Below are 23,983 nucleotides of genomic sequence, written 5' to 3'. Positions count from 1 at the left end.
GATGAATGTGGGAGGTGTTCGAATGAAGTCGATAATCAAGGACGCGCACGAATTTAAAATCGGGGGCAAAAAGTTCTTGGAAAACCTCGCGCGGCTATGTTAGTATCTCTTTTGCCGAAAGGCGACGGGCGATTGGCTCAGGGGTAGAGCATATCCTTCACACGGATGGGGTCACAAGTTCGAATCTTGTATCGCCCACCATCAAAAGCGCAGGTCAGAGGTGTTAAGCTTCTGGCCTTTTTCTTTTTGACACTAAAATCGAAGCGAAGTCACTTAAGGCGTTATATGTTACGCAATTCACCTTAGGTGTCGTCATTGCGCGTTTTGCAAAATGCGTCTGTGTTCATTCATTGAATTCCCTGCGTAATCTATGTGCAATTGTGGAGACAGAGACCACTGGCTCACAGCTTGTACCAGCGCGTTCATGCCTATGGCGGCTTTTCAACGGATTGCGTCAAGCTTTTGGTCAGTGTTTGGTCAGCTTCCCGTACTTACCCGCATGATGTGCCAGTAGATAATCGACCTTACCCGCAATCCGCACGGCCCGAGGCCGTAAACCAGGGGAGGCGCAAATGGACGAAATCGTCTGCGCAAATACTGCATTCCGCTATTGGCGCTGCCCACCGCAGGTGCGCGACCTCTACCCGCGCTTACCTAGCTCCGAAGATGGCTGGCGAGCTCTATCCCATGCCCCTTTTGTAACCGAAGTTCTCAAGACGCCAGTCATCACAGCAGCATCAACACGAAGCAACCTGCATTCCAAGACAAGACGGACCATCCGATGGAACAACGCCTATACGGAGAAGGTTTCCATCGACACGGGCATGGGCTTTAGCGTCACAGACCCTCTTAATACGCTATTCACCATGACTCGAAGCGTTTCTTCATGCGATCTGGTTCTGGCTATGTACGAATTTTGCGGATGGTTCTCGGTTTTTAAACCATCGCCCGCGGTTGACATGGCACTTGAGCGGGCAAAATCAGAAGAAGAGCAGTACACCACAGAAAGTCTGTTTGAACTAGACGAAAACCAAGACGAGGCCCCATGGAAGCGAGTCTATGCTCGGGTGCACCAGAAGGACAGCGAGCATGATCAAAGGAGGCAGCGGGATGACGGATTCGGAAATAAAACTAACGGAAAGGGCACATCGCTTTGGATGAGAAAGCCTCTTATTGAAATAGAAGAATTACATAGATTTGCGGCGAAGGTTAAGGGCGAGATGTGGGGAAAGCAATTCTGCGAAGCCGCACAGCAGGTAATGGGTATTGCTGCATCCCCGCTAGAAGTTGCTGGAATCATGTTGCTGAGTCAACCGAGGCGTGCCGGCGGAGCGGAGTTTAAAAACATATTCGTCAACGACCTAACACCGCTGTCGAATTCAGCTCGGAAAATCGCAGGTCAGAAAATCTGTTACGGCGATATCGTCATCGTAAACCCAATAACAATGAAGGCCGTGATTATCGAACTTCAAGGTGAGGTTATTCATGGATCGGGCGCTGTGCTTGACCACGATGCCACCCGAATGACAGCATTGCAAAGCATGGGATACGACGTATTTCTTGTAACCCATGACATGCTCAATGATCACGATCAGCTTGATGCCATCATTCACAGTGTGTGTGAGCGATTGGAGTTGTGCTACAAACCAAAAACCGAGGCGATGAGATGCGCTGAGACCAGATTGCGGGCCAACGTTCTGTGCAATTGGCTTGGTATTGGTAAGAAATAATTTCAATGTGAGCAATTTTAATACTTTATATGCTGTTAGTAATTAAGTGCCATTTTAAAACCATGCCGGTTTACTACGTTGGATTGAGTGTGGCTGAGCACACCGAATTCGCCGCTCGTAAAACCGCAGGTAGATCGCCTGCCCGTTATGCGAAAGTAAGCGTGAGGTCGGAAATCCGGGAATCAGCGTAGTAAACCGGTCTGTTTATTAAGCAACCAGATGGATCGGGCATCGTGGGTCCTTTCGGCCCCACACCCGTTCCACGCGCCGCAAAATTGTTCAAAATTGTCCTTGCATCGTGGTCCGAGTTCCCGTATAGTACTCCTTCGCACGGGGGCGTAGCTCAGCTGGGAGAGCGCTTGACTGGCAGTCAAGAGGTCAGGGGTTCGATCCCCCTCGTCTCCACCCGAGCATTGAACTAGGCTCCAACGCAAGTTGGGGCCTATTTTCATATTAATCGATTTACACATCTGTTGGCTGGGCAGCATCTTGGCTACATATCCATTGTTAATCATGAATATGAATGTTAATAACTTTACGTCTGTGGATGGCAAAGCTAGTCCGCAGCACCAATAACAAAGAGGCCAGGCGTAACGCCCGGCCTTAAAACTCTCTGGTGGGCCCTCCGGGATTCGAACCCAGAACCCAGGGATTATGAGTCCCCTGCGCTAACCGTTGCGCCAAGAGCCCTTATGAACAGTGAACGCAATTCTAACAAAGGCAACTCAGACCTAATTTCTTCGCTTCACGACGTGAAATACTACCATGCACGAGCAAGTCGCACAACGCAAGATCAAGCCCGATGCTAATCAACAGCAATTCTAGGCGCGTCGCAGAAAAGACGCGATCTAAAAAATTTAAGGCCTTTAATTCAGGGCTCCAACACACTTTTGCGTGAAATCAACCTGATGCCATTTCAAAACCATGCCGGTTTACTACGACGAATCGGCGACCCCCGAGCACCGTGTGTTCTCCGTTTGCAAAACCGCAGGTAGGTAGCCCGCCGGTTGCACGAAAAGGCGTGCGTGGTTGGACATTCCTGATTTATCGTAGTAAACCGGCATGGTTCTGAGGCGCTGGGGAGGGGCGCTTCGCAATCGGACCCGATAATGGGACTGGCGGCGCACGGAAAACCCTGTTGAACGGGGCGCGTCGTGTTCCACGCGCCAAGTCGGCCGGCGTACGGGCTGTGCGGGGGCCAGGCGCCCCGCGGGCTGGCGCGGTCCCGTGCGCGCCGACACTCGCGAAAATTTTTCCAAAAATGTCCTTGCATCGTGGTCCGAGTTCCCGTATAGTACTTCTTCGCACGGGGGCGTAGCTCAGCTGGGAGAGCGCTTGACTGGCAGTCAAGAGGTCAGGGGTTCGATCCCCCTCGTCTCCACCCGAGCATTGAATGAGGCTCCAACGCAAGTTGGGGCCTTTTTTCATATAGGCACACAAGGTCAAAGGCGGCAGCATGATCCTCCTGGTCGACAAGATCGAAAAAAGCTTCGGCGCACGCGTCCTCTTTAGCGGCGCGTCCTTCCAGATCAACCCCGGCGAGCGCTTCGCGCTTGTGGGACCCAACGGCGCCGGCAAAACCACCATGCTCAAAATCATCATGGGCATCGACAGTCCCGACTCCGGCCAGGTCCAGTACGCCAAGGACTGCCAGGTAGGCTACCTAGAGCAGGAAACCAACCTGGAGCAAAAGGACACCACCATCCTCGCCGAGGTCATGGCCGCCGCCAAGGAAATCCGCCGCATGGGCGAGCGTGCCAACGAGCTGCAGGCCCAGATCACCGAGCTCTCCGAGCAGGGCATGGACGTCGACGCGCTCCTTAACGAGTACGGCCAGGTCCAGGACCGCTTTGAGCACCTGGGCGGCTACGAGCTCGAGAGCAACGCCCGCAAAATCCTGTCCGGCCTGGGCTTCAAAGTCACCGACTTTGAACGCCCGTGCTCCGAGTTCTCCGGCGGCTGGCAGATGCGTATTGCGCTGGCAAAGCTCTTCCTGCGCCATCCCGACCTGCTGCTTCTGGACGAGCCCACTAACCACCTGGACCTCGAAAGCGTCCAGTGGCTGCGCGGCTTTATAGCCAACTATGACGGCGCCGTCCTCATCGTCAGCCACGACCGCGCCTTCATGGACGCTTGCGTCGACCACGTCGCCGCACTCGAAAATCGTCGCGTGACCACTTACACCGGCAACTACAGCAGCTACCTCAAGCAGCGCGAGGACAACCTTGAGCAGATGCGCGCCAAGCGCGCCGCCCAGGAGCGCGACATCGCCCACATGCAGGTCTTCGTCGACAAGTTCCGCTACAAGCCCACCAAGGCAGCCCAGGCCCAGGAGCGCATCCGCAAGATCGAGCAGATCAAAAAGGAGCTTGTCATCCTACCCGAGGGCCACAAGCACATCGACTTTAAGTTCCCTGACCCACCGCGCTCCGGCGATATGGTCGTGGGCCTGGAGGGCGTCTCCAAGTCCTACGGCAACAAACACATCTACAGCGATATCGACCTCAAGCTCTACCGCGGCGAGCACGTGGCGCTCGTCGGCCCCAACGGGGCCGGCAAGTCCACGCTCATGAAGATCATCGCCGGACTGGAGCCGCCCACCACCGGCACCCGCGACCTGGGCACCAACGTGGGCGTGGCCTATTACGCCCAGCACGCGCTCGAGGGCATGACCGAGTCCAACACCGTCCTGCAAGAGATCGACACCGTCACGCCCAAGTGGACCGTGCCACAGCAGCGCAGCCTACTGGGCGCCTTCCTGTTTAGCGACAACGATTCCATCGAGAAGCAGGTTCGCGTCCTCTCCGGCGGCGAAAAAGCGCGTCTGGCCCTGGCCAAGATGCTCGTGGCCCCCGAGGCGCTCCTGTGCCTGGACGAGCCCACCAACCACCTAGACATCGACTCGGTGGACATGCTCGAGAACGCCCTGCAAAATTTCCCCGGCACCATCGTGCTGATCAGCCACGACGAGCACCTGGTGCGCGCCGTGGCCAACCGCATCATCGACATTCGCGACGGCAAGGTCACGGTCTACGACGGCGACTACGACTACTACCTCTACAAGCGTGAGGACCTCGCGGCCCGCGCCGCCGCCGAGGCGTCCACGGAGAGCGCGCCGGCCACGACCAAGTCCACCAAGGCCAGCGCTGCCCAGGCCGACACCCCCGTCGCCGCCCCCAAGCCTGCCGAGGGCAAAAAGACCAAGGAGCAAAAGCGCGCCGAGGCCCAAGCCCGCGCTGCGCTCAACAAAAAGCTCAAGGGCGTGCGTAACCAGCTCAAGAAGATCGAGACGGAGCTCGACAAAAAGCGCGCCCGCTATGACGAGCTTATGGAATTGATGGCGAGCGAAGAACTTTATGCCGATCAGGATAAGTTCAACGCCGCGCTGGGGGAATATAACGGCCTTAAGCAAGAGCTACCCAAGCTCGAGGACGAATGGCTGGAGCTTTCCGCCCAGATCGAAGAGGAGACCGCGCGTGAACTCTCGTAAGGCCGCTGCCGTGGCGATGAGCATCATCGCCATCGCCTGTCGCATCTGCGGCATCTTTATGAGCGCGATGACCGTGCTGCTGTGCTTTAGCGGCCTCACCGCCAAGCTGCAGATCGTCGGCTTTGTCGTCGAGCTTTCGCGCGCCCTGCCGAGCGCCATCGCCGGCTACGGCGTCATCACGTCGCCCTTTGGCGGTGTGTTCCGCTTGGATTACGCCATCGTCGCCGTGATCCTGTTTGTGATCGACTACCTGCTCACGCGCGCCTCGCGTCGCGTCCGCTAGAGGAGCGCCATGTCCAGCAGCTACATCATGAACCTGCTCGCCAGCGCCGTCGCCGTCATCGTGGGCATCGTGATCCACGAGAGCGCACACGCCGCCGCGGCCTGGGCGCTCGGCGACAAGACGGCCCGTTCGCGCGGCCGCGTGTCGCTCAACCCGCTTAACCATATCGACCCGTTTGGCACCATCATCCTGCCGCTGCTCATGCTCGCGGCCGGCGGTCCCGTGTTCGCCTTCGCCAAGCCCGTGCCGGTCTACCTCAACAACCTCAAGCACCCCAAGCGTGACGAGGTCCTGGTGAGTGCGGCCGGCCCCGCATCGAACATCGCACTCGCGTGCCTCGCGGCCGCCCTCATGCACGCAACGTACGGCAACCTCTACACCAGCATGTCCTTTGCCGTAGCATCACAGATCATGAACTTCGGCGCCACGTTCATCGTGGTCAACCTGTCACTCGCGTTCTTCAATCTCATCCCGATCCCGCCGCTCGACGGCTCGTCGATCATCGTGCCGCTCCTCAAAGGCAAGGCGCTCGCCAGCTACTACCGCCTGCAGCAATACGCCATGCCCATCCTCATCTTGGTGTTGTACCTGCTGCCCATGTGGACCGGCATCGACGTGATCGGCCGGTATTTCGACGTTACCGTGTATCCGCTGGCAGAGCAGCTGCTCACCTTCGCAATCGCCGGTATCTAGGGTAAACTTACAAATCGACCGTGCAAATCGGTCGCAACATGCACCCAAACCGCGCCGCGAAGGCGCCGTCAAAGGAGGTCGAAGATGTCGTATCGCGTGTCGACGCAGGTCTACAGCGGACCGTTCGACCTGCTGCTGCAGCTGGTTACCCGCCAAAAAGTCGATATCGGCGCTATCTCGATCAGCGAGGTGGCCGAGCAGTACCTTGCCGAGGCCGAGCGCATCGAGGCGCTGGACCTGGACGTGGCGAGCGATTTTTTGCTGGTCGCAGCAACCCTTTTGGACATCAAGGCCGCCTCGTTGGTGCCGCAAGAGGCCCCGCGCAAAGCCGATGACGATGACGAGATCGACGATGACCTCGAAGAACTTAGCGCGCTCGACGGGGACGCCCTACGCGAGGTCCTGATCCAGCGCCTGATTGCCTACAAGCAGTTTAAAGGCGCGGCGGCAGCCCTTGGCGCGCGGATGCAGGCCGAGAGCCGCATGCATCCGCGCGTGGCCGGCCCCGACCCCGAATTCCTTGGCCTTATGCCCGACTACCTGGCCGGCATTACCCTGCGCGGCCTCGCCGTCATCTGCGCCGACCTGGACGGCAAGCGCCAGACTTTCCTGCTGGAAGCCGAGCACGTGGCACCGCATCGCGTGCCGCTCGACCTGACGGTGGCCTCGGTCGATCGCTTTACCATGGCTCACCAAACCTGCACCTTCCGCGAGCTGTTGGACGGCGATGCCACCACCGAACAGCTTGTCGTCACCTTCCTGGCCATGCTCGAGCTCGCCAAGCGCGGCTCGCTTACCCTGAGCCAGGACGAAATCTTTGGAACCATTCAAATCAATCGCGTCGAGGGCGCCGAGGCATACGTGCCCGGCGAGGGCCCCGAGCTCACCGAATAGGAGCGGCAACCATGTCAACCCTTTCCACGCTGGAGGCAAACAGCCTCAAAGGCGCCTTGGAGGCGCTGCTGCTGGTGTCGAGCGACCCCGTGAGTGCGCCCGCGCTGGCAAGTGCACTGGATATCGCCCCGGGCGAGTGCGCATCGCTGCTCGCCGAGCTCAAAGTTGAGTACGAGGAGGCTAACCGCGGTTTTCAGCTGCGCGAGGTCGCCGGTGGTTGGCGCTTGTTTACGCACCCCGCCTACCACGATGTGGTAGAGGCCTATGTGCTGAGCTGGGACACGCAAAAGCTGTCGCAGGCGGCGCTCGAGACCTTGGCCGTTATCGCCTACCACCAGCCAGTCACGCGCGAGGTGGTCAAGGGCATCCGCGGCGTCAACTCCGACGGCGTCATTGCGTCGCTCGTGGACAAGGGCCTGGTGCGCGAGCTCGGCCGCGACCCCGAGCGCGGTCAGGCCATCATCTACGGCACGACCAACGCCTTCTTGGAAAAGTTCGGTCTGCGCTCCACCCGCGACCTGCCCGATCTGGAGCAGTTTGCCCCCGACGAGCAGTCGCGCCGGTTTATCCGCGAGCGCCTGAGCGGTCGTAGCATTCAGTCCACGCTCGAGGAGCAGGCCGATGACCTGGACGAAGAGCGCGAACTGCTCGATACCGATGTTGAAGATGTTGAGGCAGTCGAGGACTTGGAAACCCTGGTCGTCGACGAGACCTCGGAGGATTTACATGACGAGGACTAACGAAGTAGGGGAGACGCGTGCCATGGGCAACGCAGTACCCGCAACCGACGCCCAGCCCGTCTACCCGCATACCATGCGCCTGCAGCGCTTTTTGGCGCGCGCGGGCGTGGCGAGCCGCCGCGGATCGGAGGACCTGATGACCGCCGGCCGCGTGACCGTCAACGGCCAGATCGCGACCGAACTGGGCACCAAGGTCGACGTCGACCACGACCATATCGAGGTCGACGGCATGCCCGTCAAGCTCAACCAGGGCTCCGTGTACCTGATGCTCTACAAGCCGACCGGCTACCTCACCACCATGAGCGATCCGCAGGAGCGCCCTTGCGTGGCCGACCTGGTCCCGCGCGACCGCTTTCCGGGCCTGTTCCCTGTGGGCCGCCTGGACCGCGACACCACGGGCCTTTTGCTCTTTACCACCGACGGCGACCTGTCGCAGGATCTGCTGCACCCCAGCAAGCATGTTTACAAGACCTACCAGGCGCTCGTGGACGGCAACCTGACCGATCGCGACTTAGAACCACTCCGCCGCGGCATCGAGCTCGATGACGGCCTGTGCCAGCCGGCGATCTGCCGCGTCATTAACGCGCGCGAGGCCGAGGCCGTAGCTCCGCAAGGCGTTAAGCCCGGCACCACCGCCGTGGAGGTCATCATCCGCGAAGGCCGCAAGAACCAGGTCAAGCGCATGCTGAGCAAGATTCACCACCCGGTGATCCGCCTGCACCGCTGCAACTTTGCCGGCCTGGAGCTCAAGGATGTGGCCAAGGGCTCGTGGCGCGAGCTCACCGACCGCGAGGTGCAGATCCTCAAAGACGGCGGTATCCCGCCCAAGCAGGCCAGCTCCAAGCGCAGCGCCGCGCCGGCGACCAACACCGCGAGTCGCACGCGTCACCACGGTAGCCACGGCTCCGCGCCCAAGCGCAACACCTACCGCGAGCGCTACACGAGCTAGGCAATCGCAAAGCCCCAGCGCCCGCGTCCCATACCAGCACGTCAACCACCGAAAGGAAGCATTGCATGATCGTCGCCATCGACGGCCCCGCCGGTTCCGGCAAGTCCACCATCGCCAAGGAGATTGCCCGCCAGCTGGGCTTTAACAAGCTCGACACGGGCGCCATGTATCGCGCCGTCACCTTCGCCGCGCTCGACCGCGGCATCGACCTGGACGACGAGGCGGCCATTGACACCCTCGCCGAGCAAATCGAGATCCGCTTTACCAACGGCACCGGCGAGGACACGCGCCTGACCATCGACGGCAAGGACGCATCGGCCGCCATTCGCACCCCGCAGGTCGACGCCAACGTGTCCAAGGTCTCGGCCTACCCGGGCGTGCGCGCCGCCATGCTCATCCACCAGCGCCGCGCCGCCGAGGACCGCGATATCGTCGCCGAGGGTCGCGACATCGGAACCGTCGTGTTCCCCAACGCACAGGTCAAGGTCTTCCTGACCGCCGACCCGCGCGAGCGTGCCCGTCGCCGTGTGCTGCAGCGCCACCAAAACGACGCCCAGCCGCTCACCGAAGAGCAGCTTGAGGCCGAGGTCGACGAGACCCTCGACGCCCTCAAGCAGCGCGATAAGCTCGACAGCAGCCGCGAGGTCGCGCCGCTCGTTCCCGCCGAGGACGCGGTACATGTCGACTCCACCGCCCACACCATCGACGAGGTCGTCTCGATCATCGAGGACCTCATCAACCAAAGGAGGTAGCCCATGCGCCTGTTTAAGCAGACGCCCGAGGATTACTACAACGCCCCCTACGCCGAGTTCCCGGCGCTCATCCGCGGCACCGTCGCCGTGGTCATGGGCATCCTGTGGGTCTTCTCCAAGCTCATGTGGCGTTGGAAGGTCGAGGACAGCGACCTGCTGTTTGAGCGCCAGGAAGGCCGCGGCAGCGTGGTCATCTGCAACCACACATCGATGGCCGAGCTCCTAGCTGTGGAGACGGCGCTGTTCTTTGGCGGCCGCCGCATTCGCCCCATTTTTAAGTCCGAGTTTGCGAAGAGCAAGATCGTGCGCTGGGCCTTTAGCCGCGTGGGCGGCATTCCCGTCGAGCGCGGCACCGCCGACATGAAGTGCCTGCGTGCCGCCCAGCATGCGCTGCAGCGCGGTGAGGACGTCCTGATCTTCCCCGAGGGTACGCGCATCCGCTCGCGCGAGATCAAGCCCGAAGTCCACGGCGGCTTTGCGCTCATCGCCCAGATGGGTAAGGCACCCGTCAACCCGCTCGCCATCTGCGGCTGGTCCGATATTACGCCTGCGGGCAAAAAGATCATGCGCCCCAAAAAGTGCTGGATCCGCGCCGGCAAGTTAATTTCGCTTTCCGACGCGCCTGTCGAGCTCAAGCGCAAGGAGCGCCTAGCCTGGTTTGAGTCCGAAGCCATGAGTCGCGTCTACGCCATGCGTGATGACCTGTGCGCCGAGCACCCGGGCAGGTTCTAGCCATGGACGAGGAAGTCATGAACACCGCCGAGGCTGTGCCCGGCAAGGCAGACGCCCCCACTATCGAAATCGCTGCCCACGCCGGCACCTGCTACGGCGTACAGCGTGCGCTCGATATGGCGCTGGCCGCTGCGCCGCAGGCAGGGGAGTGCACTCAGGTCCATACCTTGGGTCCGCTCATCCATAACCCGATCGTGGTACGCGAGCTCGCCGAGGCAGGCGTCGGTCTGGCCGACACCTTGGACGACGCCACGTCGGGCACTGTGATCATCCGCGCCCACGGCGTGGTGCCGCAGGTCATTGATGCCGCTCGCGAGCGTGGCCTTAACGTCGTCGACGCCACCTGCCCCTACGTGAAGAAGGTCCACGTGGCGGCCGAGCGCCTGGTGCGCGAGGGCTACCGCGTGATCGTCGTGGGCGAGCCGGGCCACCCCGAAGTCGAGGGCATCCTGGGCCACGCCGGCGATGACGCGCAGGTCGTGAGCTGCGCTGCCGATGCGGACGCGCTGTCGCTCAAGGGTAAAGTGGGCTTGGTTGTGCAGACCACCCAGACTGCGCAGAACTTGGCCGAGGTCGTGGCTGCTATCACCCCGCGCGTGCAGGAGCTGCGCGTGATCAACACCATCTGCGCCGCCACGAGTGAGCGTCAACAGGCAGCAGCCACACTTGCCAACCGCTGCGACTGCATGGTCATCGTGGGCGGCAAGAACTCGGGCAACACCCGCCGCCTGGCGCAGATTTGCGCAGACGCCTGCGAGCGCACGTATCACATCGAGAAAGCTTCTGAGCTCCAAGCCGCGTGGTTTACCGACGCTCACCACATCGGCATCACCGCCGGAGCCTCCACCCCGCAAGAACACATCGAGCGCGCCGTCGAGCGCATCAAGGAGCTTTGCCGCTAACCATGGACCAGACCGTACCCGCATACGCCGCCGAGGTGGCCGATTACGGGCGCAGCCGCGACCCCGAGCCGGGTGAGGGCGCGCTCGTAAAGAACGTGCGTCCCGAATCGCCCGCGTGGGATGTGGGTATCGAGCCGGGCATGCGCGTGCTCACGGTCAACGGTGAGGCGCTCACCGACATGATCGTGTGGCTCTGGGAGGCCGACGATGATACCGTCGACCTCGAGGTTTTCGACCCGCGCGACGGCACCGTCACCCCCGTCGAGCTCGACCGCTTTCCCGGCGAGGATTGGGGTTTGGAGTTCGATGGCCCCATCTTCGACGGCATGCGTACCTGCGTCAACGCCTGCGTGTTCTGCTTTATGACCATGCTCCCCAAGGGCGGCCGCTCCACGCTCTATATTCGCGACGACGACTATCGCCTAAGCTTTTTGCAAGGCAACTTTGTCACGCTTACGAACCTCACCGACGAGGACGTGCAAAACGTCATCCAGCGCAACATGAGTCCCATGAACGTGTCGGTCCACGCTGTGAGCCCCGACGTCCGCCGTCGTATGATGGGCCGTAACGCCCAGCGAGGCATGGACGTACTCGAGACCATCATGGCCGCCGGCATCGAGATTCACGCGCAGATCGTGTTGTGCCCCGGCATGAACGACGGCGAGGAGCTGGAAAAGACCCTGCGCTTTTGCGAGGAGCACGAGCAAATCACAAGCCTGGGCATTGTGCCGCTCGGTTTTACCAAACACCAAAACCGCTTTAGCTGGTCATACAGCGACAAGCCTGAACTGGCGCGCGAGACCATTGCCATGATCCGACCGTTCCAGGACCGCGCCTATGAGCGCTTTGGCCGCCACACCTTCCAGATGAGCGACGAGTTCTATCTGGACGCCGGCATCGATCCTCCAGAGGCAGACTTTTACGACGGTTACCCGCAGTACTACGACGGCATCGGCATGATCCGCTCGTATCTAGACGAGACCGACGACGTGCTTGCCGCCTATACCGAGCGTCTGGCCCGCGTCCGCGAGGCCATCGCCGCCCGCAGCCAGCATCTGCTGTGCCTCTCGGGCGCCAGCGCACGCGACACGGTGGCCCGCTTTGTGGAGTCGCCCCAGGGACTCGCCGGCACTGTCACGGCCATCAAGAACCGCTACTTTGGCGGCAACGTGGACGTGACCGGCCTCATCGTCGCGTGTGACATCTTGGAGCAGCTGCCCCAAGATCTGTCGGGGGTTATGCTCTTTGTGCCTAAGCTCATGTTCAACGCTGACGGCATGACGCTTGACGAGTATCATCGTGACGATTTACTCGCAAGCCTTACCAGTCGCGGCGCCGAGGTTCATGTGGTGTCAACCATGCCGCATGAGCTGCTCGATACCCTGGAGCATATCCTTGGCATTGTGCCTGCCGACTCTAACACTTCCACTGAACCTACCCATTAAAGGAGAGCAGATGAAACCTATCGTCGCCGTCGTCGGACGCCCCAACGTGGGCAAATCCACGCTCGTTAACCGCCTGGCCCAGACCTCGGACGCCGTCGTCCACGAGTCTCGCGGCGTCACGCGCGACCGCTCGTATCACACGGCCGATTGGAACGGCCGCGAGTTCACCATCGTCGACACGGGCGGTATCGAGCCGCTCAAGAGCGACGACGTCTTTGCCACGTCCATCCGCGACCAGGCGCTCGCCGCCGCCGAGGAAGCCGCAGTCATCCTGTTTGTAGTCGATGGCCGCACCGGCGTCACCGAAGAGGACGAGTCGGTCGCCCGCATGCTCAAGCGCTGCGACAAGCCGGTCTTTCTGCTGGTGAACAAGCTCGACAACCCCGATCGCGAAAACGACAGCATCTGGGAGTTCTATTCGCTCGGTATCGGCGAGCCCACGCCGCTCTCGGCCCTGCATGGCCATGGCACGGGCGACCTGCTCGACGATATCGTGGCCCTGCTTCCCGAGGAAGAAGACGAGGTCGCCGATGAGTTCCCCGACGCGCTGAACGTGGCCATCATCGGCCGCCCCAACGCCGGCAAGTCGTCGCTGTTCAACCGCATCCTGGGCGCCGACCGTTCTATCGTGTCCAACATTGCCGGCACGACGCGCGACGCCATCGACACTGTCGTCGAGCGTAACGGCAAGCACTACCGCATGGTCGACACCGCGGGCATTCGCAAGAAGAGCACCGTGTACGAGAACATCGAGTACTACTCCATGGTCCGCGGCCTGCGCGCCATCGACCGCGCCGACGTGGCGCTGCTCGTCGTCGACGCCTCCGTGGGCGTTACCGAGCAGGACCAGAAGGTCATGGGTCTTGCCATCGAGCGCGGCTGCGCCATCGTTGTGCTGCTCAACAAGTGGGATCTGCTCGACGACGACCGTAAGCGCGAGGCCTGCATGGAGACCATCGACCGCCGTCTGGGCGTCATGGCTCCCTGGGCCCAGTACCTGCGCATCTCTGCTCTCACCGGCCGCAGCGTCGAGAAGATCTGGGCGATGGTAGACGCCGCCGAAAAGACGCGCTCGCAGAAGATTAGCACCTCGCGCCTCAACGCGTTCCTCACCGACCTGCGCGAGTTCGGTCATACCGTGGTGGACGGCAAGCGCCGCCTGCGCATGCACTACGTGACCCAGACGGGCGTCAACCCGCCGACGTTCACGTTCTTCGTCAACCACAGTGACCTGGTCAACGACACCTACCAGCGCTACGTGGAGAACCGCATGCGCTCGACCTTCGACTTTGCCGGCACGCCCATTCGACTCTTCTTTAGGAAGAAGGAGCAAAAGGATGCATAATCCGATTCTGCTGACCGCCATCTGCGCCGTGGTCTCGTTCTTTATCGGAGCGATTCCGTTTGGCCTGATCTTGGGCCGCGTGTTTAACCACACCGACATTCGCAAGGCGGGCTCCGGTAACATCGGCACCACCAACGCCCTGCGCGTAGCCGGCCCCAAGGTGGCCGCGCTCACGCTGCTGCTCGACTGCCTTAAGGGCGCCATCTGCGTTGTCATCGCCCGTCCGTTCATCGCGAGCGTGGGCTATGGATTTCCGCCGAACATCATGGCGCCCGGAGCCCCCGGCGACTGGATGCTCGGTGTCATTTGCCTGGCAGCCGTGTGGGGCCATATCTTCTCGCCCTATCTCAACTTCCACGGCGGCAAGGGTATCGCAGTTGGTCTGGGTGTCATCCTCGCCTGGTACTGGCCTATTGGCCTGTCGCTGCTGGGCATGTTTATCGTAGCCGTCGCCATCACCAAGTATGTGTCAGTGGGTTCGCTTGCCGCGGCCATCGGACTTCCTATCGCTGCTTGCGCGGTCTTTCCGTACAGCAGCCTGGGCCTCAAGTTCTGCATGGCGATGATCGGCATCACCGTGGTGTGGGCCCATCGCTCGAATATCCAAAAGCTCATGGCCGGTAAGGAGTCCAAGCTCTCGTTTACCAAGCGCGTCACCGAGCCCGACGATAAGTAGGAGAGAGTCATGAATGTTGCGCTGATTGGCTCCGGCTCCTGGGGAACCGCCGTCGCCGGCCTCGCCGCCGAGCGAGCCGAGCGCGTGACCATGTGGGCCCATAGCGAGCAGACGGCCACCGGCATCAATGCCGAGCACCGCAATCCCCGGTATCTGGTGGACTACGAGCTGCCCGGCAACGTTGTCGCCGCCACGGACCTGTCGCAGGCGCTCGACGGCGCCGAGGCCATCATCTTTGCCGTGCCCTCCACGCACCTGCGCAGCGTATGCCATCAGGCAGCACCCTTCATCGCCGCCGACACCCCGGCACTCTGCCTCACCAAGGGTATTGAGCCCGAATCCGGCCTGCTTATGAGTGAGGTAATCGCCAGTGAGATCGGCAACGAGTCGCGTGTCGCGGCGCTCTCGGGCCCCAACCATGCCGAGGAGATCTGCCGCGGCGGGCTTTCTGCCGCCGTCATCGCCAGCAATGATCCACAGGTAGGGGAGACCTTTAAGGACCTGCTCCTATCCACGGCCTTCCGCATCTACCTGTCGCAGGACATGACCGGCGTCGAGGTTTGCGGCGCCATGAAAAATGTCATCGCCATCGTGTGCGGCATTTCCGCCGGTTCTGGTGCGGGCGACAACACGCTTGCCCTTATCATGACGCGCGGCCTGGCCGAGATCAGCCGTCTGGTGCACGCCCGCGGCGGTCAAGCCATGACCTGCATGGGTCTTGCCGGCATGGGTGACCTCATTGCCACCTGCACCTCCGAGCATTCGCGCAACCGCACCTTTGGCTACGAGTTTGCCCACGGCATCTCGCTCGACGAGTACCAGGCACGTACGCATATGGTGGTCGAGGGCGCCGTCGCGGCCCGCAGCGTCAGTGAGCTTGCCCGTTCACTGGGCGTAGACATTCCGCTCACCTTTGCCGTGGAGCAAACGCTCTACAACGGTGTTACTTTGGATAGGGCGCTCGAGATTCTCACAGATCGCGTCCCTTCTCAAGAGTTCTACGGACTCACCGACTAGCGCAGAAAGGCTTCTACCATGGGTTCCATCAAAATCGCTCCGTCTGTCCTTTCGGCCGACATGGCCAACCTCAAGGGCGAACTCGACAAGATCGCCGGTGCCGACTACGTGCACTTCGACGTTATGGACGGTCACTTTACCGGCAACCTCACCTTTGGCGTTGACATCCTTAAGGCCGTCAAGCGCTCCACCGATGTACCGGTCGACGCGCACCTCATGGTGACGAACCCCGACGAGACGGTCGATTGGTACGCCGACGCCGGTGCCGACATGATCACCGTGCACTACGAGGCTTCCACGCACCTGCACCGCACGCTCACGCATCTGCAGCAGCGCGGCGTCAAGGCCGGCGTGGTGCTCAACCCCGCCACCCCCGTGTGCGTGCTCGAGAGCATCATCGACGTCGTCGATATGGTACTGCTCATGAGCGTGAACCCGGGCTTTGGCGGCCAGAGCTTTATCCCGGGCACCATCGCAAAGCTTCACGAGCTCAAGGCCATGTGCGAGCGCCACGGCGTGTCGCCCCTGATCGAGGTCGACGGCGGTATCTCTTCCAAGAACATCGCCGAGGTCGTCAAGGCCGGCGCCAACGTGCTCGTGGCCGGCTCCGCCGTATTTAAGTCCGAAGATCCCGCTGCCGAGGTTGCGCTGCTGCAGAAGCTGGGCAACGAGGCCGCACAGGAGGCATAAACCCTTATGACCGCAGGTCAAAACCGCATACCCGTGAATCTTGACTATGCCGCCTCGACGCCAATGCGCGCCGAGGCGCTCCTTGCGCAGCGCGAGTACGACGACAGCGAGCTTGCCGGCGTCAACCCCAACTCGCTGCATTCGCTCGGCCGCAAGGCTGCCGCGCGTCTGGAGGTTGCACGTCGCGAGATCGCCCGCAGCTTTGGCGCGCACGTCCGCCCGTCCGAGATTGTACTGACCAACGGCGGCACCGAAGCCAACCAGCTGGCGCTGCTCGGTCTTGCCGAGGGCGCTCGTCAGCGCGATCGCAAGCGCGGTCGCGTAATCGTTTCGGCCATCGAGCACGATTCGATTCTGGACAACCTGCCGCTGCTGCGTGCCGCCGGCTTTACCGTCGACCTGGTGCAGCCCTGCCGCGCGGGCTACGTTGAGCCTGCCACGCTTGTCGAGCTGCTAGGCGACGACGTGGCGCTCGTGAGCATTATGGTCGCCAACAACGAAACCGGCGTGGTGCAGCCCATCCGCGAGCTTGCCGCAGCTGCGCACACCGCAGGTGCCCTGTTCCACACCGATGCCATCCAGGGCTACTTGCATATTCCACTCGATGTCACCGAGCTGGGCGTCGACGCCATGTCCGTCGCAGCCCACAAGATTGGCGGTCCCGTGGCATCTGGCGCACTCTACCTTAAGAGCCGCACGCCGCTGCGCCCGCGCATCTTCGGCGGCGGACAGGAGGCCGGTCGTCGTGCCGGCACGCAAGACCTGCGCACGCAGCTCGCCTTTGCCGCTGCCGCCTCGTCTCTGACGCCCCATGTGGCTCAGGAGCGCGCGAAGCTGCAAGCCCTTTCCGACAAGCTCTACGCCACGCTTACGGCCCATCCGCGCATTCACGCCACCATGGGTGACTACGCGCAAGCCGACCGTCTGCCCGGCATGTTATCGATCTACATTGACGGCATGGACTCAGAGGAACTCATCATCAAGCTCGACGCCGCCGGCTTTGAGGTTTCGGCCGGCTCGGCGTGCTCGAGCGGCAGCATGGACCCGAGCCATGTGCTCAGCGCCATGGGCATTGGTCGCGAGCAGGCACTAGGTGCACTGCGCATTTCCTTTGACGACCGCGTGAATCCGGACGATCTGGACGAGTTTGCCCAGACGCTGCTCTCGATCGCAGGTGCCGCATGATCGTCGCCGAGCTCGAGCGCGCGCTACTGGCACGCTATCCCAAGACGGACACCGAGCCCTGGGACCACGTAGGACTCTCCGTTGGCGATCCGGCCGCGGAGATCACCGGCGTTGCCTGCGCACTCGATGCGACTGAGGCTAATGTTCGCCGCGCCCAAGAAGCAAGCGCCAACGTGCTGCTGACGCATCATCCCATATACATCAAGGCACCCGAGGCCTTTTGTCCGGCGGATGCCACACGACCCCAGTGCAGTGCGGCCCTCTACGAGGCTGCCCGCTGCGGGGTGAGCATTATCTCGCTCCACACCAACCTGGACCGCTCGCACGAAGCCCGTGTCTGCCTGAGCAAGCTGCTGGGTGCCGCACCCGTGAGCTCACTGGAGCACGTGGACGACCCCGAGGCCACCGGCCTGGGCGCACTTGCAACGCTCAACGACCCGTGCACGCTGCGCGATCTCGCCAATCGTGCCGCCACGACCTATGGCAGTGACCCGCGCGTATGGGGCGAAGCCGAGCACCCGTGCCGCACCGTTGCCATTCTGGGCGGCTCCCTCGGCGATTTTGGTGAGCTTGCCATCGCCGCAGGCGCAGATGTTATTGTGACTGGAGAAGCTGGCTACCACGTGGCGCAGGACCTTGCCTTGCGTGGCCTGGGCGTGATACTACTCGGCCACGACCGCTCCGAAGAGCCGTTCGTGGATATCTTGATGAACTCTGCAGTTGACGCCGGGGTCGACCCCCGTCATACGATTAAAATACTGAACCCTTGCCAATGGTGGACTATGACAAAAGGAGAGAACTTATGAGCGCCGGCGCTACGCTACTCAAGCTGCAACAGATCGATTTGGAGCTCGCCCGCAACAAGAGCGAACTTGCCAATATGCCGGAGCTCAAGGAGCTCGCTTCCAAACGCAAGACCTATGTGAAGCTCAAGTCCGAGATGACCAAGCTCTACGCCCAGCGCAAGGATCTGGACATTGAGCTCGACGATCTCAACACCACCGAGATTCAGACCAACAACGCCATCGAGGCTGCCAAGAAGCGTCACGTCGATGGTTCCGACTACCGCGAGGTTCAGGACCTGGAGAATGAACTCGCCACCCTGGCAAAGCGTCTGGACAAGATCGAGCACACCCGCAAGGATGTCGTCGTCGCCCATAAGGAGGCGCTCGACCGCGAGGCTCGCGCGCAGGCCATCATCGCCAAGTTCGAGGAGGGTGTGAAGGCCGATACCAAGGCCGCCCGCGCCAAGGCCGCCGACCTGCAGGCCCAGATTGACGCCGCCACCAAGGAGCGCACCGCCCTTGCCGCTACGCTGCCGACCGACGTGCTCACCGATTATGAGCGCCTGCTCAAGCAGTTCCGCGGCCTGGCCGTCGAGACCATCAAGGGCAACATCCCTACGGTCTGCCACACCGCGCTGCAAGCATCGTCCATGAGCGATCTCAACCACGACGGTAGCGAGATTACGCACTGCCCGTACTGCCACCGTCTGCTGGTGCTCCCGAGCAAGGAAGCTTAAACGATGGCGGCGCCCAACAATTCAATGCAACTTGAGGGAAAAACGATCCTGCTGGGTATTACCGGCGGGATCGCCGCCTATAAGTCGTGCAATATCGTGCGCCTGCTGCAAAAGCGCGGCGCGCGCGTCAAGGTCGTTATGAGCGAGCATGCCACCGAGTTTGTGGGGCCGCTTACCTTCCGTGCGCTCACCAACGAGCCCGTCGCCGTGGGTCTGTTCGACGACCCCTCCGACCCCATCCACCACATTTCACTCGCGCAGGAACCCGATCTGGTGATCGTGGCGCCCGCGACGGCCAATATCATCGCCAAGATGGCCAACGGCATCGCCGACGACCTCATCTCCACCACGCTACTCGCCACGCCGCGACCCGTCGTGATGGCGCCGGCCATGAACAATGGCATGTGGAAGGCGCCGGCAACCCAAACCAATATGGCCACGCTGCGCGACCGCGGGGTGCACGTGGTTGGGCCCGGTAGTGGCTACCTTGCCTGCGGCGACGTGGACACGGGCCGCATGAGCGAGCCCGAGGACATCGTCGAAGCCATCTGCGAGGTGCTCAATCCCGTGCCGCAAGACCTGACGGGCAAGCGCATCGTGATCACCGCCGGTCCTACGCACGAACCGATCGACCCCGTGCGTTTTATTGGAAACCGATCGTCGGGCAAGATGGGCATCGCCCTGGCGGGGGAGGCCGCCCGCCGTGGAGCCGCCGTCACGCTCGTGCTGGGACCGACGTCGCTCGATGTTCCCCGCGGCGTAAAGTGCGTGCGCGTGCAGACCGCCGCAGAGATGCTGCAGGCGGCGCTGAGCGCCTTCCAGACGGCCGACGCTGCCATTTGCGCGGCAGCCGTCGCCGACTACACGCCCCCGGCCCCTGCCGACCATAAGCTCAAAAAGGCCAACGAGCGCCTGGATCGCATCGAGCTCGTCGAGACCGTTGATATTTTGGCTGAGCTCTCGCGCCAAAAGGGAGAGCGGTGCGTGATTGGCTTTGCAGCCGAGACCGATAACGTTGTGGAGTACGCTGAGCGTAAATTGGCCCGCAAGGGCTGCGATGCGATCATCGCCAACGATGTCACGCGCGCCGATTCGGGCTTTGGAACTGATACCAATAAAGCTTGGATCGTGAGCACAGCAGGGACGCAGGAACTTCCCGTGCTAACAAAACCCCAGCTCGCAGATACAATTTTGGACTTGCTCAAAAATAATTAAAAAAGTTCTTGCACAAGGCCAAAGTTTCGGGTTAATATACTCCCTGTTGCGAGCGAGAGCAGAGCAACAAACAAAAGCTTCGGGACGTGGCGCAGCTTGGTAGCGCACTTGACTGGGGGTCAAGGGGTCGCTGGTTCGAATCCAGTCGTCCCGACCAGAAGTTTGCAGGTCAGGCACTTAGTGCCTGACCTTTTTTGTTTTAAGCAATTGCTTAATTTTGATTAAGCAACAGGGTGCCAAAAATCTACCTACGCGACAATCGCCTTTTGCGGTTACTTGCGCGTTTTGCAAGCTCTTGAGCCGATTTATTAACGCGATATGAATCTACATACGCGTAGCTGGTATACAGCCGAGTACAGGTTGTATTTATTGCGGCGATTTACGCAGATATAGCGACTGTAACGTACAAGCGTGTCGCTGTATTTATTCCAGTAGTTCACTTGATCGATGGACAAGTGGGCTGTTGCAACGAAACGCCAAACAGGATGGGCTCTATACGATGACGCCGCAGAGGTAATGGCGGGGGAGTGCGGCAGGCGCTCTGAGAGCCGCTGTGTGACCCCATGTCTCCTTAACTCGATAATATGTGTTTCAAGCCACGAATCGGTCGAGCAATTGCAAAAAGGAAGGCCCATGCAGGATTGCACGGGCCTTACATCAGATCAAATTTGAGCTAGAAGCACCAAGCGGGGCAGACGCAACACCATCTCGTCGCGGCCTCGGCGAGCGACATATCGCAGTCGAGGTAGACATCGAGGAAGTCGTCAGGCCCCGCACAGGGGGACCGCGATGGTGGCCACCGCGCCGCCCGAGGGGCTGTTGGCGAGCGAGACGGAGCCCCCGTGGGCGCTCGCGGCCTCGGAGGCGACGTGGAGGCCGAGCCCGTAATGGCGGCCTCCGTCGCGCGAGGAGCGAGAGGAGTCGTCTGTGAAGAGGCGCTCGCAGCCGCGTTCGAGGGCGGCGGGAGAAAAGCCCGGTCCGTCATCGGCGACCTCGATGACGAGGTATCCACCAGCGACGTCGCAGGAGACCACCACGCGCGAGCGCGCGTGCTCGGCGGCGTTGGCCACGAGGTTCGCGGCGGCTCGCGCCAGGGTGGTTCGGTCGAGTGGGGCCTCGGGCGCGCCCGCGACAGCGGGGCCCGTGGCTGCGTCGAGCGTCACGCCTCGCGCCCGGGCGATCTGGGCGGCCTCGGCGAGGACCTGTTCGCAGAGCTCGGCCGGCCGCATGGGGGCCCTCTCCGCCCCGCCGGACCCGCGCGACGCCTCGATGAGCAGGCGCACGTAGCCGTCAAGCCTTTCGACACTGCCGGCTATGTCGCGCGCGGCGGCCGCGAGGTCGGCGTCTTTCTCGTCTTCCAGCTCCTCCGCCACGAAGTCGGCGTTGGCGCGCAGCACGGTGAGCGGCGTCTTGAGGTCGTGGGCGAGCGACGCCATCTGCTCGCGCTGCCCCCGCTCCGCGGCCCAGCGGGCCTCGAGCGACTCGGCGAGGGAGGCCCGCATGGCGTCCATCGCGGCGAGGACGTCGTTCACCTCACGCACGTTGGTGCTGCCGACCGCGAAGTCGAGCTCCCCCGCGCCGACGCGCCCCGCCGCCTCCGCGAGCGGCGCCATCTTGCGCGAGATCACGCGGCTCGCACGGCGCGCCACGAGCGCGAGCGCGAGCGCGCTTCCCACAGCGGCGCCGACGAGCATGAGGTTCTGCGGGTTGGGAAGCAGGCTGGCGAGATCGCGCGAGACCCACTGCGGCAGGTACTCGCTGACGAGTGCGCAGGCCCCGCCGCCCTTGAGCGGGAACGCGGCGTAGGTGAGGCCCGAGCCCCCGCCCTCGATCTCCACTGTGCCCGGATCCGCGGCGAGTGCCGCACGGGCCATTTCCGTCGCGTCCTCGAGCCGCGTGCCATCGAGGTCTGTCATCAGCACGTATCCGTCCTTATTCAGGATGAGGTAGCGGTACGCCGTCGGCACGTCCTGCTGTCCGCAGACGCCGTCGCGTGCCAGGCCCTCCGCGACCTCGCGCAAATTGGCCGGCCCCCAGCTTGCCTCGTAGACGAAGCCCGCGTTGATCGCCGCGGAGAGCGCCATGAACGAGGCGAGCCACGCCGTGGCGACCGCCGCGAACGCGTAGGCGAAGTAGCGCGCGATGACGAAGGAGAGCGGCATGCCCCCGCGACCTCGCGCCCCGATCCTCAGAGCTGCCACTTGTACCCCATCCCCCAGACGGTCGCGATCGGATCGGCACCGGCCTCGGAGAGTTTCCTCCGGGCGCGGCTGACCTGCATGGATATGGCCGCGTCGTCGGCGTCGCTCTCCCAGCCGAGCACCGCCTCGCGGATCTGCGCGCGGCTCATGACCTGCCCGGGGTGGCGGGCGAGGTACTCGCAGATGGCGTACTCGGTAGGCGTGAGCGGCACGGCCTCGCCGCCCACGGCGAGGTCGCGCGCCCCGAGGTCGATCCGCACCTCCCCGAAGGAGAGGGCGTGCGAGCGCGGCCGGCGCTCACGGCGTAGATGGGCCGCGACCTTGGCGCGCAGTTCCGCGGCCCCGAAGGGCTTGCGGACGTAGTCGTCGGCGCCCAGGCCGTAGCCGGCCACGGCATCCTCCTCGGCCACGCGCGCGGTCAGGAAGACGATGGGCCCGTCGAAGTCCGGACGGATCTGCCGCACGAGCTCGAAGCCGTCGAGCCCCGGCATCATGACGTCGCAGAGCACGAGGTCGAAGCGCGAGAGGTCCATCCCCGGGACCGCCGTCGGGTCCGCCGCCCTGACGACCTCATGGCCGTCGCGGCCGAGGACGCGCGCGAGCGCGTCGAGGATCGCCCGTTCATCATCCACTGCCAGTATCCTCGCCATGTTGACCTCCTGAAACTCTCGTCGGAATTGTACTAGCGCCGCACTCAGCGGTCCAGAGCCCCGCGCGCAGCCTCGGGCGCCTCGGCCGCGTCGCACGCGCGGTAGCGCACGCCCGAGCCGCCGCGCGCCTCGATCTCGAGCCAGCCCTCGCCGTCCGACTCCCGCCCGAAGAAGATGAGCTGGAGCTCTCGGACATTGCCCCTGTCATCCGCCGCGTCCACCAGGTAGACGTAGTTTGCCCCCGCCCCGGTGGCGTCGGCGTAGGAGCTCAAGTGGCTGCCGGGCTCGGGCGCGGGCGCCCACATGGCGATCTCAGGGTTGGGCAGCACGCGGTCGGCGATCGAGCGCAGCGCCGACCCCCAGCCGGCGTCGAGCAGGGCATTCCCGCCCAGGACGAGCGCTGCGGAGAGGAGGACGAGCATGGCGGCGAGCGGCTTTCTACGCATCTGCCCTCCCGTCCTCGAAGCGGCAGAACCAGGCGAGAAGGACGGCGTCGGCTGCCAGGGTGAGCACGAGGCCAGCGAGCGCAGTCGTGAGGAGTGGGCCCGCCGCGCGTGCTGCGTCGATGAAGGCCTCCACCCCGAGCGACCCCAGGCGCGCGGGCCAGGCGAGCGGCACCCAGCTCAGGGGCGTCGCCAGGGCACCGGTGAGCTCGCCGGTCATGAGGCCGTGCGCAAGTCCGCCCACTGAGAAGAACGCGAGGAGCATACCCGCCGCGCCGGTGCCGATGGCGGCGTTGCGGCCGAGGCGCAGGGCCACGCCGAGCCCCAGCGCGTAGGGGGGCAGGCTGCCCAGCACGATGCCCGCCCAGGCGGCCGCAAGCGGAGCGGGCCCAAGCGGCAGGCGCCCGGCAACGGCGAGCACGGCCCCGA

22 protein-coding genes, 5 tRNA genes and 1 pseudogene are annotated in these 23,983 nt (G+C 62.7%); 23 read left to right on the top strand and 5 right to left on the bottom strand.

Going from position 1 to position 23,983, the window contains the following annotated elements; all coding sequences use genetic code 11:
* Window positions 1-126 precede the first annotated feature (126 nt).
* The 3 genes from DWY03_RS09280 (at window position 127) to DWY03_RS09270 (ending at window position 2,135) form a co-directional block, all read left to right on the top strand.
* Window positions 127-201 (top strand) — tRNA-Val (locus DWY03_RS09280).
* Window positions 202-572: 371 nt separating this feature from the next.
* Complete coding sequence (locus DWY03_RS09275) at window positions 573-1,730, top strand: hypothetical protein (RefSeq protein ID WP_147335445.1); 1,158 nt, start codon at window positions 573-575, stop codon at window positions 1,728-1,730.
* A gap of 332 nt (window positions 1,731-2,062) precedes the next feature.
* Window positions 2,063-2,135, top strand: a tRNA-Ala gene (locus DWY03_RS09270).
* A gap of 209 nt (window positions 2,136-2,344) precedes the next feature.
* Here the strand turns inward: DWY03_RS09270 and DWY03_RS09265 are convergent.
* Window positions 2,345-2,420: transfer RNA gene (locus tag DWY03_RS09265), tRNA-Ile, on the bottom strand.
* A 618-nt stretch (window positions 2,421-3,038) separates the two neighbouring features.
* Here DWY03_RS09265 and DWY03_RS09260 point away from each other — a divergent pair.
* The 20 genes from DWY03_RS09260 to DWY03_RS09165 all read left to right on the top strand — a co-directional run bounded on the left by DWY03_RS09260 (window position 3,039) and on the right by DWY03_RS09165 (window position 20,417).
* Window positions 3,039-3,111, top strand: a tRNA-Ala gene (locus DWY03_RS09260).
* Window positions 3,112-3,186: 75 nt separating this feature from the next.
* Complete coding sequence (locus DWY03_RS09255) at window positions 3,187-5,220, top strand: ABC-F family ATP-binding cassette domain-containing protein (RefSeq protein WP_117840623.1); 2,034 nt, start codon at window positions 3,187-3,189, stop codon at window positions 5,218-5,220.
* On the top strand, window positions 5,207-5,503 hold the full coding sequence (locus DWY03_RS09250) for a hypothetical protein (protein ID WP_168170409.1): 297 nt from the start codon (window positions 5,207-5,209) through the stop codon (window positions 5,501-5,503). The genes DWY03_RS09255 and DWY03_RS09250 overlap by 14 nt, the downstream gene beginning before the upstream one ends.
* Window positions 5,504-5,512: 9 nt before the next feature.
* Window positions 5,513-6,196, top strand: a complete 684-nt coding sequence (locus DWY03_RS09245) for a site-2 protease family protein (protein WP_117840620.1) — start codon at window positions 5,513-5,515, stop codon at window positions 6,194-6,196.
* Between the two features lie 84 nt (window positions 6,197-6,280).
* On the top strand, window positions 6,281-7,090 hold the full coding sequence (locus tag DWY03_RS09240; RefSeq protein ID WP_117646528.1) for a ScpA family protein: 810 nt from the start codon (window positions 6,281-6,283) through the stop codon (window positions 7,088-7,090).
* Between the two features lie 11 nt (window positions 7,091-7,101).
* Entirely contained in the window at window positions 7,102-7,830 is a 729-nt protein-coding gene (gene scpB, locus DWY03_RS09235) for an SMC-Scp complex subunit ScpB (RefSeq protein ID WP_117564783.1), read from the top strand.
* On the top strand, window positions 7,817-8,779 hold the full coding sequence (locus DWY03_RS09230) for a pseudouridine synthase (protein WP_370448072.1): 963 nt from the start codon (window positions 7,817-7,819) through the stop codon (window positions 8,777-8,779). The genes scpB and DWY03_RS09230 overlap by 14 nt, the downstream gene beginning before the upstream one ends.
* Before the next feature lie 65 nt (window positions 8,780-8,844).
* Window positions 8,845-9,531 (top strand): (d)CMP kinase, encoded by a 687-nt coding sequence (cmk, locus tag DWY03_RS09225; RefSeq protein ID WP_117840618.1) that lies wholly within the window; start codon window positions 8,845-8,847, stop codon window positions 9,529-9,531.
* A gap of 3 nt (window positions 9,532-9,534) precedes the next feature.
* Complete coding sequence (locus DWY03_RS09220; RefSeq protein ID WP_117840616.1) at window positions 9,535-10,263, top strand: lysophospholipid acyltransferase family protein; 729 nt, start codon at window positions 9,535-9,537, stop codon at window positions 10,261-10,263.
* Window positions 10,264-10,265: 2 nt separating this feature from the next.
* Entirely contained in the window at window positions 10,266-11,165 is a 900-nt protein-coding gene (locus DWY03_RS09215; protein WP_231500744.1) for a 4-hydroxy-3-methylbut-2-enyl diphosphate reductase, read from the top strand.
* 2 nt (window positions 11,166-11,167) lie between these two features.
* A complete protein-coding gene (locus DWY03_RS09210; RefSeq protein WP_117776261.1) occupies window positions 11,168-12,610 on the top strand; it encodes a DUF512 domain-containing protein in 1,443 nt (480 codons plus the stop codon).
* A 10-nt stretch (window positions 12,611-12,620) separates the two neighbouring features.
* Entirely contained in the window at window positions 12,621-13,955 is a 1,335-nt protein-coding gene (gene der, locus DWY03_RS09205; protein WP_117840614.1) for a ribosome biogenesis GTPase Der, read from the top strand.
* On the top strand, window positions 13,948-14,631 hold the full coding sequence (gene plsY, locus DWY03_RS09200) for a glycerol-3-phosphate 1-O-acyltransferase PlsY (RefSeq protein ID WP_055250144.1): 684 nt from the start codon (window positions 13,948-13,950) through the stop codon (window positions 14,629-14,631). Before der ends, plsY begins: the two co-directional genes overlap by 8 nt.
* Before the next feature lie 9 nt (window positions 14,632-14,640).
* Window positions 14,641-15,648: an NAD(P)H-dependent glycerol-3-phosphate dehydrogenase gene (locus DWY03_RS09195; protein ID WP_055250142.1), complete on the top strand. Its 1,008-nt coding sequence runs from the start codon at window positions 14,641-14,643 to the stop codon at window positions 15,646-15,648.
* Window positions 15,649-15,666: 18 nt separating this feature from the next.
* Window positions 15,667-16,338 (top strand): ribulose-phosphate 3-epimerase, encoded by a 672-nt coding sequence (gene rpe / locus DWY03_RS09190; protein ID WP_055250140.1) that lies wholly within the window; start codon window positions 15,667-15,669, stop codon window positions 16,336-16,338.
* 6 nt (window positions 16,339-16,344) lie between these two features.
* The gene (locus DWY03_RS09185) at window positions 16,345-17,523 is read left to right on the top strand and encodes a cysteine desulfurase family protein (RefSeq protein WP_055250138.1); all 1,179 of its coding nucleotides are present in this window, start codon (window positions 16,345-16,347) and stop codon (window positions 17,521-17,523) included.
* On the top strand, window positions 17,520-18,329 hold the full coding sequence (locus DWY03_RS09180) for a Nif3-like dinuclear metal center hexameric protein (RefSeq protein ID WP_117840612.1): 810 nt from the start codon (window positions 17,520-17,522) through the stop codon (window positions 18,327-18,329). Before DWY03_RS09185 ends, DWY03_RS09180 begins: the two co-directional genes overlap by 4 nt.
* The gene (locus tag DWY03_RS09175; RefSeq protein ID WP_117779054.1) at window positions 18,326-19,045 is read left to right on the top strand and encodes a zinc ribbon domain-containing protein; all 720 of its coding nucleotides are present in this window, start codon (window positions 18,326-18,328) and stop codon (window positions 19,043-19,045) included. The genes DWY03_RS09180 and DWY03_RS09175 overlap by 4 nt, the downstream gene beginning before the upstream one ends.
* Window positions 19,046-19,048: 3 nt before the next feature.
* Window positions 19,049-20,260 (top strand): bifunctional phosphopantothenoylcysteine decarboxylase/phosphopantothenate--cysteine ligase CoaBC, encoded by a 1,212-nt coding sequence (coaBC, locus tag DWY03_RS09170; RefSeq protein ID WP_231500745.1) that lies wholly within the window; start codon window positions 19,049-19,051, stop codon window positions 20,258-20,260.
* An 80-nt stretch (window positions 20,261-20,340) separates the two neighbouring features.
* A tRNA-Pro gene (locus DWY03_RS09165) sits at window positions 20,341-20,417 on the top strand.
* Window positions 20,418-21,024: 607 nt separating this feature from the next.
* On the opposite strand, the gene DWY03_RS09160 is transcribed toward DWY03_RS09165, so the two are convergent.
* From DWY03_RS09160 to DWY03_RS10095, 4 genes and pseudogenes are all read right to left on the bottom strand, one after another.
* Window positions 21,025-22,422 carry a sensor histidine kinase KdpD gene (locus DWY03_RS09160; RefSeq protein WP_117840610.1) on the bottom strand — a complete coding sequence of 466 codons (1,398 nt, stop codon included), beginning with the start codon at window positions 22,420-22,422 and terminating at the stop codon, window positions 21,025-21,027.
* Between the two features lie 26 nt (window positions 22,423-22,448).
* On the bottom strand, window positions 22,449-23,111 hold the full coding sequence (locus DWY03_RS09155) for a response regulator transcription factor (protein WP_117776253.1): 663 nt from the start codon (window positions 23,109-23,111) through the stop codon (window positions 22,449-22,451).
* A 44-nt stretch (window positions 23,112-23,155) separates the two neighbouring features.
* Entirely contained in the window at window positions 23,156-23,557 is a 402-nt protein-coding gene (locus DWY03_RS09150) for a hypothetical protein (RefSeq protein WP_117840608.1), read from the bottom strand.
* Window positions 23,550-23,983 (bottom strand): annotated as a pseudogene (locus DWY03_RS10095) (lantibiotic ABC transporter permease); the annotation flags it as partial. The gene DWY03_RS09150 and the pseudogene DWY03_RS10095, both read right to left, overlap by 8 nt.

Source organism: Collinsella sp. AF23-2 (assembly GCF_003459245.1).
Lineage (GTDB): Bacteria > Actinomycetota > Coriobacteriia > Coriobacteriales > Coriobacteriaceae > Collinsella.
This window is presented reverse-complemented; position numbering and strand designations above follow the sequence as displayed.

Coding starts and splice junctions, on each gene's coding strand:
- DWY03_RS09275 (WP_147335445.1), top strand. CDS start 573: ATGGACGAAATCGTCTGCGCAAATACTGCATTCCGCTATTGGCGCTGC.
- DWY03_RS09255 (WP_117840623.1), top strand. CDS start 3,187: ATGATCCTCCTGGTCGACAAGATCGAAAAAAGCTTCGGCGCACGCGTC.
- DWY03_RS09245 (WP_117840620.1), top strand. CDS start 5,513: ATGTCCAGCAGCTACATCATGAACCTGCTCGCCAGCGCCGTCGCCGTC.
- DWY03_RS09240 (WP_117646528.1), top strand. CDS start 6,281: ATGTCGTATCGCGTGTCGACGCAGGTCTACAGCGGACCGTTCGACCTG.
- scpB (WP_117564783.1), top strand. CDS start 7,102: ATGTCAACCCTTTCCACGCTGGAGGCAAACAGCCTCAAAGGCGCCTTG.
- DWY03_RS09230 (WP_370448072.1), top strand. CDS start 7,817: ATGACGAGGACTAACGAAGTAGGGGAGACGCGTGCCATGGGCAACGCA.
- cmk (WP_117840618.1), top strand. CDS start 8,845: ATGATCGTCGCCATCGACGGCCCCGCCGGTTCCGGCAAGTCCACCATC.
- DWY03_RS09220 (WP_117840616.1), top strand. CDS start 9,535: ATGCGCCTGTTTAAGCAGACGCCCGAGGATTACTACAACGCCCCCTAC.
- DWY03_RS09215 (WP_231500744.1), top strand. CDS start 10,266: ATGGACGAGGAAGTCATGAACACCGCCGAGGCTGTGCCCGGCAAGGCA.
- DWY03_RS09210 (WP_117776261.1), top strand. CDS start 11,168: ATGGACCAGACCGTACCCGCATACGCCGCCGAGGTGGCCGATTACGGG.
- der (WP_117840614.1), top strand. CDS start 12,621: ATGAAACCTATCGTCGCCGTCGTCGGACGCCCCAACGTGGGCAAATCC.
- plsY (WP_055250144.1), top strand. CDS start 13,948: ATGCATAATCCGATTCTGCTGACCGCCATCTGCGCCGTGGTCTCGTTC.
- DWY03_RS09195 (WP_055250142.1), top strand. CDS start 14,641: ATGAATGTTGCGCTGATTGGCTCCGGCTCCTGGGGAACCGCCGTCGCC.
- rpe (WP_055250140.1), top strand. CDS start 15,667: ATGGGTTCCATCAAAATCGCTCCGTCTGTCCTTTCGGCCGACATGGCC.
- DWY03_RS09185 (WP_055250138.1), top strand. CDS start 16,345: ATGACCGCAGGTCAAAACCGCATACCCGTGAATCTTGACTATGCCGCC.
- DWY03_RS09180 (WP_117840612.1), top strand. CDS start 17,520: ATGATCGTCGCCGAGCTCGAGCGCGCGCTACTGGCACGCTATCCCAAG.
- DWY03_RS09175 (WP_117779054.1), top strand. CDS start 18,326: ATGAGCGCCGGCGCTACGCTACTCAAGCTGCAACAGATCGATTTGGAG.
- coaBC (WP_231500745.1), top strand. CDS start 19,049: ATGGCGGCGCCCAACAATTCAATGCAACTTGAGGGAAAAACGATCCTG.
- DWY03_RS09160 (WP_117840610.1), bottom strand. CDS start 22,422: ATGCCGCTCTCCTTCGTCATCGCGCGCTACTTCGCCTACGCGTTCGCG.
- DWY03_RS09155 (WP_117776253.1), bottom strand. CDS start 23,111: ATGGCGAGGATACTGGCAGTGGATGATGAACGGGCGATCCTCGACGCG.
- DWY03_RS09150 (WP_117840608.1), bottom strand. CDS start 23,557: ATGCGTAGAAAGCCGCTCGCCGCCATGCTCGTCCTCCTCTCCGCAGCG.